The 8,132-nt window shown below is 36.5% G+C and carries 2 protein-coding genes; both read left to right on the top strand.

Annotated features, from left to right (window positions below):
- On the top strand, positions 1-5,450 hold a 5,450-nt coding region (locus tag ABDZ84_RS09625; RefSeq protein WP_343781269.1), incomplete at its 5' end, for an amino acid adenylation domain-containing protein.
- 76 nt (positions 5,451-5,526) lie between these two features.
- The coding region (locus ABDZ84_RS09620; protein WP_343781267.1) for a non-ribosomal peptide synthetase at positions 5,527-8,132 on the top strand (2,606 nt) is incomplete at its 3' end.

The raw sequence follows: 8,132 nt of genomic DNA, 5'->3' as shown, positions 1-8,132 counted from the left end.
ATTTCACAGAAGGCTACCATCAAGTTAGTCAAGAAAAAGAGATAGCCTTCCAGAAAAAGACTAATTCTTTTCGAGATTGGGGTATTTATTTAACAGAACAGCTACATGGAGATGTTCTATTAGAAGAGCTAGAATATTGGAAGCAAATCGGTAGGGCTAAAGGAACGGGGTTACCAGTAGATAAAAAGGATCAGGGGTACTCCAATAAAGCAAAATATTATTGTGATGTGTACATTGAAATAAGTAAAAAGTACACGGAGGATTTACTAAAGAAAACAAATAAAGCCTATAATACAGAGATTAATGACATCTTATTGACTGCTTTAGGGTTGGCTATTCACGATTGGACAGCTGAAAACCAAATTCTTTTAATGCTAGAAGGACATGGGAGAGAAACGCTTGAAGGCGATATAGATATTTCAAGGACAATAGGCTGGTTTACTACGCATTACCCTGTACTACTGGAGTTAGATAAGTCGAATCAAATAGCTGTTGTGATTAAACATGTAAAAGAAATATTAAGACATGTACCTAATAAAGGCATTGGTTATGGAATACTAGAATATTTGGAAAAAGACCGTGATGAGACCTTTAATCACATAAATTCTTCAATAAAGTTTAATTATCTCGGTCAGTTTGATGAAAATACGAAAAATGGATTCTTTAATATGTCCACTTTCTCACATGGAGATTCCATTAGTTTAGAAAGTGAAAGACTATTTGACATTGATATTTCAGGAATGGTCTCCAGTCATCAACTAGAATTTAGATTTTCATACAATAGTAAGAAATATCATGAAAGTACAATGAAGATGGTAGCCGCATCATATAAGAGCTACTTACTACAAATCATTGAACACTGTCAAAAACAAACCACCACAGAATTAACACCCTCAGATTATGCAGACCAGAGTTTGACGTTAGAAGAACTAGAGGAACTAACGAAATACTACCATTCTGCAACCATTCAAGATATTTACCCATTGACACCAATGCAGGAAGGAATGTTATTCCATTCTCTGTTAGATGAACATTCAACGACCTATTTTGAGCAAAAATCCTTTATATGCAAGGGGAATGTCCATCTTGATATTCTCGAACAAAGCTTTATAAAACTAATCGAACGGTACGAAATTTTACGAAGTGTAATCGTCCATGAGAATGTTCAATCACCAAAACAAGTCATCTTGAAAACACGTAAGCCTATGATTCATTATGAAGACCTTAGTACGCTTAGCGAAAACGAAAGAACAGCCTATGTGGAAAAGTTTGAAGTTGCCGATAGGCAAAAAGGCTTTAGTCTTAGTCAAGATATTCTGATACGACTAGCTGTTTTAAAGCTGAATGCAGAGGAATATAAAATGATTTGGAGCTCCCATCATATTCTGATGGATGGCTGGTGTAACGGGTTAATTATGAAAGATTTTTTCACCATTTATAGCTATTTAAGCAATGGGACAGCGGTACAGTTACCAGACACCACGCCATATGTGGAATATATTAAGTGGCTACAGAAACAGCCAAAAAATAAGGCAAAGCAGTTCTGGCAACAGTATGTGGAAGGATATACGAATCAGGCGAAGTTACCTGGTAAAGAGAAACGAAGTGAAGCCTTTACGAAAGAGCGCTTAGAATTTACGATTGATCCAAAAATGACCGAAGCTTTAAAACGAATTAGTAAACATCATCAAGTAACCTTAAACAACGTCATCCAAACGGCATGGGGAATCCTACTCCAAAAGAATACAAACTTAGATGATGTCGTATTTGGCTCGGTCGTTTCCGGAAGGAATGCAGAAGTAGAAGGTATTGAGGAAATGGTAGGATTATTCATAAACACAGTACCAGTACGGGTAAAACAAGAAGTTAATCATACATTTATTGATGTTGTTAAACAAATGCAGAAAGATTCATTAGAATCGGCAAGATATGATTATTATCCACTGGCAGATATTCAATCTTTATCTGAGGTGAATCAAGAATTAGTTCATCATATCATTATTTTCCAAAATTACTATTCCGATGATCAAGTCTATGATGTAGTAGAAGATGTAGGCTTTAAAATTAGTGAATCAAACGTCTATGAACAAACGAATTATGATTTTGACGTAATGGTTTTACCTAAAGATGTATTAGAAATTACGTTTTCTTATAATAAAGAGCTGTATGATAAAACAAGTGTTATCAAATTTAAAAATCAATTCACTAAAATTCTACAAACTATTATCGAGACAGTTGAAGTAGAAGTTGCAGATATCAATATTTTAACCGAATTAGACAGTCAGAAACTCCTGCAGGAGTTTAACCAAACAAACGCGGATTATCCGAAAGATAAATCACTTCATACATTATTTGAGGAGCAGGCTGAGAAGAATCCTCATCATATTGCGGTTGTATGTGCGGGCCAGAAGTTAACTTATCAGGAATTAAATAAAAAGGCGAACCAACTGGCAAGAGTTTTACGACAACAAGGGGTTCAGAATGAAGCTATTGTAGGTCTCATCATGGATCGGTCCATCGATATGATCATTGGAATCATGGGAATACTAAAGGCAGGAGGAGCCTATCTACCAATCGACCCAACTCATCCAACCGATCGTATCCAAACGATTCTATCCGACGCAAAGGTGTCCTTAGTTGTCACATCAAGTGGTCAAGCTCGTTCACTTTCTCTAGCTGTACAGGCTATCGATATTACGGTAGAAGATTTCTATCAAGGTCCATCCACAAATCTAGATCTTGCTATCGACTGTCATCAATTGGCGTATGTAATTTATACATCTGGTTCCACTGGAACTCCAAAAGGAGTGATGGTTGAGCATCAACAGGTGACTAACTTCATCTATGGTGTTATGCACGAAACCAATCTAGGAAGCTATGAACGGATTCTCTGTTTAACCACGGTATCTTTCGATATCTTTGGTTTAGAAACGTTTGTACCGCTAACGCAAGGATTAACGGTTGTGATGGCCAAGGAGGAAGAGACGAGAGAAGGCGAAAAGCTAGCGAAGGTAATGACGAAACATCAGGTTGATGTCATGCAGAGTACGCCGACGCGGGTCAAGATGTTGCTGGAGAATGATTCCTTTACGGACGCACTAATGGGAATAAAAGCGCTTCTTGTAGGTGGTGAAGAACTTTCGAAATCATTATGGGAGGAGTTACAGGGATATCCTTTTACCGTATTTAACATGTATGGACCAACGGAAACGACAATCTGGTCAACTGTTAAGAAGCTGGAATCAACCGACCGTATTACAATCGGAAAGCCAATTCAAAACACCGAGCTGTATCTTATGGATTCAAATAGGAAGTTAGTGCCAATAGGAGTGCATGGTGAGCTTTGTATCGGTGGAGATGGTGTAGCACGAGGATACTTTAATCGCGAGGCATTAACGAAGGAACGATTTATCGACCATCCATTTAAACCGGGGGAACGCTTATATAGAACTGGGGATTTAGCGAGGTGGCTTCCCAATGGAGAATTGGAGTATTTAGGAAGAATGGACAACCAAGTTAAGGTTCGAGGCTATCGAATCGAACTTGGAGAGATTGAGAGTCGACTGATTAGTCACCCTGCCATTAAGGAAGCTGTCGTGGTGGCAAGAGAAGATGAAATGAATCAAAAATACCTATGTGCTTATATCGTGGCGAAGGATTTCGTGGATAAAGCAGAAGTGAGAACATATGTCAAGGAAGGTTTACCAGATTATATGGTTCCTGCATACTACATGGAACTGCAGACGATTCCATTAACGCATAATGGAAAGGTAAACCGGAAGGCGTTACCGAAGCCCGAAATGCAGTACATTACGAATGCATATGAAGCACCGCAAACTACTACACAGAAGAAGCTGGTAATCATTTGGCAACATGTCCTGGGAGTGGATACGATAGGTATCCATGACAATTTCTTTGATTTAGGTGGTCATTCATTAAAAGCAACGATGGTTATGGGGGAGATACACAAAGCGTTAGAGATTTCCGTTCCATTAAAAGAAATCTTTAATAGACCGACAATTCAAGAGTTAAGTGACTACATTGAAACGGAAGGATTGATCAACCCATATGAACAGATAAAGCCATGTGAAGAAAAGGAATACTATCAGACATCTTCTGCGCAAAAACGGATGTACACGGTACAGCAATTGGATCAAGAAAGTACGGCTTATAACATGCCCGCTATTTTTGAATTAGAGGGAGAAGTCAACAGGGAACGTATGGAAGCAACGTTTAGGCAATTAATCGAAAGGCATGAGGTACTACGTACCTCTTACAAAATGGTAGAAGGCGAGATAGCTCAGAAGATTATGTCCCATTTGGATTTCCATCTTCGTGTACGGACAGTGGATGAAACGGATAAGACGGTACTGGTCCAGAATTTTATACGCCCGTTCTCCTTAGAGGAGGCACCGTTATTCCGAGCGGAAATCATGAAAAGCCAAGGAACTAATTACCTACTTATTGATATGCATCATATTATCTCAGATGGTGTCTCAATGAGTATCCTGGTTCAGGAATTCGCGAAGCTCTATAATGGCGACAAATTGGACCCACTCCGTATTCAATACAAGGATTATGCGGAATGGGAACAACACTATTTACAATCTGGACAAATGAAGAAGCAAGCACGATATTGGAAGGAACAATTCCAGGATGAGGTGCCAGTCCTTCAATTGCCATATGATTTTGAACGTCCAGCGTTTCAACGATTCGAAGGAGATAGCATTTCGTTCACGATAGACGAAGCAACAACGAAACAGCTACAGGAACTAGCGAAACAAGAAGATGTAACGATGCATATGGTTTTATTGTCTGCCTTTACCATTCAACTAGCGAGATATAGTGGTCAAGAAGACATTGTTGTCGGGGTACCGATTGCCGGAAGGCCACATGCCGATCTTCAAAATATCATGGGGATGTTCGTTAATACGTTAGCGATGCGACATCGACCAAATAAGCATAAAACATTTAGTGAATTTTTGAAGGAAGTGAAAGAAAACTCATTGCAAGCTTATGACAATCAGAACTATCAGCTTGAAGAACTGATAGAGCAAGTGAATATAAAGAGAGATGTTAGTAGGAATTTTCTGTTTGACGTTGTATTTAACTTGAATAATATCGAGTATGATGACCTTGAAATAAATGTAAATAATCTAAGATTAAAACAAATAAACACTGAAAATGAATTAGCAAGGGTAGATTTAAGTCTAACTGGGTATGAAACCTCAAAGACCATTGCATTAAAGCTAGTTTATGCAACAAAACTATTTAAGAGAGAAACGATACAGAGAATCGTAGAAGATTTCCTATTCATTTTACGAGAGTATTCACAAAACATTCATACAGCTATTAAAGATGTTCAATTAATAAATAGCGAAGAAGAAGCGTATATTCTCAACGAAAAAAAAGAATTAGATAGTTTAAGAGACCTAGAGTTTGATTTTTAAAATAATGTAATAAATTTCCAGATAGAGTTAAGTGTTGTTTACCTTAGCTCTAGCATTCAGCAAATGGAGGGGTGACATGAGTAAAGAGGTTCATAACAGTCAGTTATCTGAGCTTGATCAATATTGGAAAAACTTACATATAAAAGGTACAGATAGAACTACATTAAGACACGATATGACAACAGGAGACTCGTACCAGAAACAAACGGTATCTTTACCAATTGATCATCAGCTCATGAAAAGAATGATGTCCATTACAAAAAATAATGATATGTTAACGTATGTTACTTTTTTAATGGGATTATTGATTGAACTATATAAATATACCGGGAGTGATGAAATTTTAGTCGGTGTTCCGGTTTATTACTCTAGAGAGAAAAGACCACAAAATATAAAAAATAAACTTATGCCATTCAAACGTTCTTTGAATGGTGGATATAAAATAAAAAACTTCCTTGTAGAAACGCAACGAGGATTATTGGATCACTATGATAATCAGTTTGTAAACTTGGAACAGGTATTTAGGCAGTTAGGTGTATCAGAATCGATTTCCACACTAGTTCCAATAAGCATTACTTACAATAAATTACATGCAAAAGAGGATATTCATTTTATCTGTGAATCAATTCATAATGAACTAACACTATGTATTGAAAAGGATGATCAGAATTATTTTGAGGCTAAATTGATTTATAATGCTGCTTTGTTTAAAAGGGAAACTGTTGAATCATTTGGAATGAACTATTTTCAAGTGTTATCGGATTTACTCGATAAGCTTGATATGACTATTAAAGATATAGACATGATCACAGAAAAGCAGAAAAAGCTAGTAGTAGAAGAATTTAATAATACGGAAGTTCAATTTAAAAATGCAAATTTAACACTCCCAGAGCTTTTTCAGAAACAAGTAGAACAAACACCAGAGCAGATCGCGGTAATCTTTGAAGGAAGAGAAGTGACGTTCCGAAAACTAAATAAGATGGCTAATTCATTAGCACATTCCCTAATGAAACAACAAGTAAAAAATAATCATGTTGTAGGAATTATACTAGATAGATCTATTGAGATGGTCGCTGGAATATTAGGGGTTTTAAAATCCGGTGCAGCGTACCTACCTATCGACCCAAATAATCCAAAAGATAGAATAGAATATATATTAACCGATGCTAAAGTTGACCTAGTAATTACGAAACCTTCTCTAATTACTGAAGTAGATTTTAATGGGAAGGTTATTGATGTCAGTAAAAAGCAGGTTTTTACAGAAGAGACAACTAATCCAGATGTTACTAATCTTCTAAATGATTTAGCTTATGTCATCTATACATCGGGTACGACAGGAAATCCAAAGGGGGTAATGGTTGAGCACCATAGTTTAACTCAGACAATGCTGTGGGAGAAGAAGGAATATGATTATAACCATGAGAATGTTGTTCTTCCTTTAGTAAATTATGCTTTTGATGGCTTTATCATAGCATTTTTTACGCCACTTATTGCAGGGGGACAAGTCGTATTAGTGAATAACGAAGAAATGTCGAATCCTTTCAAAATTAGTGAACTGATTAGAAGTTATAAGATAACAGATTACTTAAGTGTACCATCGATATATTTATCAGTACTAGACTTTATTTCATCGAAGGACGCTATTTATTTGAAACAAGTTACATTAGTTGGAGAAGAAATGCCTGTTAATGCGATTGACTATACCAATAAACTTAATTTTGGAATCGAAATTATAAACAGATATGGTCCATCAGAAAATACTGTAGATACAACGATTATGAGAAATGTAGAAAACAGTGAAAAAATACTCATTGGTAAACCAATTGCTAATTCGAAAGTTTATATCGTAGATAAAGACCATAAACTACTTCCTATAGGTGTGCCTGGCGAAATTTGTATTGGTGGAAGTAGGTTAGCAAGAGGTTATGTAAAAAGACCAGAATTAACGAAAGAGCGGTTTATCGATAATCCTTTTGATCCTGGGAAACGAATGTATAAAACAGGGGATATGGCAGCCTGGATGCCGGACGGTTCTATTCAATTTTTAGGTAGAGAGGATGATCAAGTAAAGGTAAGGGGAATTCGAATTGAGTTAAAAGAAATTGAACACAAGCTACTTCAACATGTACAAATTAAAGAAGCCGTTGTCCTTGTTGAAAAAAAAGATAATCAAGATCAGTATTTGTCTGCTTATATCGTAGGATTAAACATCCATGTACCTGAGATTAGGAGCTTTTTAAGAGATAAATTACCACAATATATGGTACCGACTTATATTACACCGATAGAAAAAATACCATTAACAAATAATGGGAAAATTAATCGGAATGCCCTTGCAAAACGGAGTAGTGAAGCGAACATGGAGAGTATTTATGTTGCCCCGAGAGATGGTATGGAAGCTACCTTAACTAAAATTTGGTGTGAAGTATTAGGGATTAATCAGGTAGGAATAGATGATAACTTTTTTGAGTTAGGTGGTCACTCCTTAAAAGCTAATGTTCTCATAAGTAAAATTCACCAAGAATTAAATATGGAAATAACGTTTAAAGAAGTCTTTTTGCATCCTACAATTAGAGAGATTCGACGGCTTATGGAAGATGTTAAACAGGAACAACGATATGAAATGATTCCGGTTTGTGAGGAAAGGGAATATTATGAAACATCGTCTGCTCAAAAACGAAT

The sequence above is a fragment of the Virgibacillus salarius genome, assembly GCF_039521925.1.
GTDB lineage: Bacteria > Bacillota > Bacilli > Bacillales > Amphibacillaceae > Virgibacillus > Virgibacillus salarius.
This window is presented reverse-complemented; position numbering and strand designations above follow the sequence as displayed.